This window comes from Hymenobacter agri (genome assembly GCF_054778495.1).
In genome coordinates this window covers 1-2,636 of sequence record NZ_BAAGZM010000588.1, presented here as the reverse complement: position 1 = coordinate 2,636, position 2,636 = coordinate 1, and the positions used below count along the sequence as shown (strand labels likewise).

At 59.0% G+C, this 2,636-nt stretch carries 2 protein-coding genes and 1 pseudogene; all 3 read left to right on the top strand.

The window, feature by feature from the left end; genetic code table 11:
* Window positions 1–299: 299 nt before the first annotated feature.
* The 3 genes and pseudogenes from tilS to ACYVDE_RS19785 all read left to right on the top strand — a co-directional run bounded on the left by tilS (window position 300) and on the right by ACYVDE_RS19785 (window position 2,126).
* The gene (gene tilS / locus ACYVDE_RS19795) at window positions 300–1,631 is read left to right on the top strand and encodes a tRNA lysidine(34) synthetase (protein WP_460503260.1); all 1,332 of its coding nucleotides are present in this window, start codon (window positions 300–302) and stop codon (window positions 1,629–1,631) included.
* Window positions 1,632–1,847: 216 nt separating this feature from the next.
* Window positions 1,848–1,901: pseudogene (locus ACYVDE_RS19790) on the top strand (hypothetical protein); the annotation flags it as partial.
* Window positions 1,902–1,910: 9 nt separating this feature from the next.
* A complete protein-coding gene (locus tag ACYVDE_RS19785; protein ID WP_460503259.1) occupies window positions 1,911–2,126 on the top strand; it encodes a hypothetical protein in 216 nt (71 codons plus the stop codon).
* Window positions 2,127–2,636 lie beyond the last annotated feature (510 nt).

Here is a 2,636-nt window from a genome sequence, read left to right as displayed (position 1 = left end):
AGCGGCGGGGCTGGCTGCCCGGCAGCCCGACGCCCGGCACTGGCGGGCAGGGTCTGGGCCTTGCTCGGACACACCAGCAGCACGCCGAGCACTAACAGAAGAAAGAAGCGAAACAAATTCATGCGGGCCCCAAAGGTACGGCAGGCCGCCGGGGCTAACGTCGAATGCGGCGTGGTAGTGCCCCGGGTGGCGTAAGCTCCCCCCGGCCCCTCTCCGCGGGCTTCGCGCTCCAAGCGAAGCTGGGCCGGGGGGAGCTTACGCCGCCCGGGGTACTTTTGCCCCGTCAACACTCCCTCATCATGCTCGATTCCGTCCGCCAGTTCATTGCCGAACACCAGCTTTTCAACCTCGCAACCGAACCCATTCTGGTAGCCGTGAGCGGGGGCCTCGATTCGGTGGTGCTGCTCGATGTGCTGCACAAGCTGGGCGCGCAGGTGGCCGTGGCGCACTGCCACTTCGGCCTGCGCGGCGAGGATGCCGACGCCGACGAGCAGTTTGTGCGCAAGCTGGCCAAGCAGTACGGCCTTCCCTACTTCGCCGAGTTTTTCCGCACCAAGGAATTTGCGCAGCAGGAAGGTATTTCGACCCAGATGGCGGCCCGGCTGCTGCGCTACCGCTGGTTCGAGCAGGTGCGCGAGCGCGAGCAGCTGGCCTATGTCGCCACCGCCCACCACCAGCGCGACCAGGCCGAAACCATGCTGCTGAACCTCACGCACGGTACTGGCTTGGCCGGCCTGCACGGCATTCAGGTGAAGAACGGGCACGTCATCCGCCCGCTGCTAGGCCTGGGGCGCGACGACCTGTACGAGTACCTCGTGGAGCGCGGCCTGCGCTGGCGCGAAGACGACAGCAACGACAGCCCCGTGTACCAGCGCAACCTGCTGCGCCACGAGGTGCTGCCCGTGCTGCGTGAAATCAATCCCAACCTGGATGAGACAATGGCTGGCACCGCCGAGCGCGTGGGCGGGGCCGAAGAAATTGTGCGCCGCTACGTGGCCGATACCGCCGCCCAGGCCCGCCGCGACGATGCTGACGTGACCTACCTGCACATCGGCACGCTGCAAAAAACGGCCTCCACGGCGCTGGTGCTGCACGAGATTCTGCGGCCCTTCGGCTTTGCTTGGCCGGTGGTGAAGGACATTGTGGCGGCCTTCCCCGGTGAGAGTGGCCGGCGCTTCGACTCGCCCACGCACCGGCTGGTGAAGGACCGCGAAAATCTGGTTATCACGCCGCGCCGCACGACGCAGTTCGGCACCTTCCAGCTGGCCGCAGGCCAAACCGACCTGCTGGCCGACGGCATGCGTCTGCGGGCCGAGCTGCTCGAAAAAGATGCCGGCTACGTGATTCCGCGCTCGAAAAGCACGGCCGCGCTCGATGCCGATAAAATCAAGTTTCCGCTCACGCTGCGCCGTTGGCAGGAAGGCGACTGGTTTATGCCGCTGGGCCTGAAGGGCAAAAAGCTGCTCAGCGACTTCCTCATCGACCAGAAAGTGCCCCTGAACCTGAAAGACGAGGTGCGCGTCCTCACCTCGGCCGACGGCAAAATCTGCTGGGTGGTGGGCTGGCGCGTCGACGACCGATTCAAGGTAGAAGATGCGACGGAACGGGTACTCACGGTGCAACGCATGTAGCCTGCACCGGGCGAGCACGCGTGATGCCCGACAAGAAGGGGCTGATGAAAATGGCTCCAGCGCAACCAGTAAGAATCTTTCGCAACTGCTCAAGTGGCAACTCATCACTGGGCGCCTTGCATAGCCAACCCGCTTATTGCCAAATCATTTTCAGATGCTTATACGTCTGAAAATGACTAATAGCCTGATGTCGCCGGCTACCTTTTAGAAGCCCGGTTCACCCGCGAATTGCCGGTATCCGAAGGCACTTACAAATTCCATGGCCTACCGGGCCTCATCATGAAGCGGGCCGATACCGGCGCAAACGATGCCATGGCCCGGCTGCGGCAATTGCCGTTTGTCCTTGCCCTGAAAATACCTGGGAACAATGCCGAACGAAGGTCAAAAGCCGAATTTGTAACCGGTAAGGCTGCCGAAGCCAGCACTGGTTTCGCACAGGTGCTTACCAACAGCAACATTCGCTTCTGTCAGAAGTCCCGTGAAAGTGTCAACTAGCCTACCAACCCGATTGAAAAAAGTGTTTTTTTACTATACAATTCATACTTTACGGTCATGACACTATATTTTGTAAAAATATTTTTCAAATAATTGGCTTCTGCGGAAAAAAGAATTTAGTTTTGGCCCATTATTCACCGGCCGTTCTTCCACAACGGTTAGTGATTTCCCTGATATGTTCTCTACTCCGGACTTCAGGAGGTTTGCTCAGGCAAACTTCTCACTGTTCGCTTCGTTAGCCCCGCCGGAATCCGGCTTGCGCTAATTACTCCTTCCCTGCGACGCTCCTTTATCAATTTTCCTAAAAAATCCTGTTGAAAAACGGGATTTTCCGGCGTGAGCATGCGCCAGTCATTAACTGCTATTGCACAAGCACTTGGGCATGTATTAGCGCAGTGCGTCTACTTGCTCACGTCACCTCATTCACGGTAATAATTCGGCGGTGGTCTAAGTGAGGATGAACACGTATAAGGTTGATGGTAACAACTCAGCATACGTGCGCCAAATGCG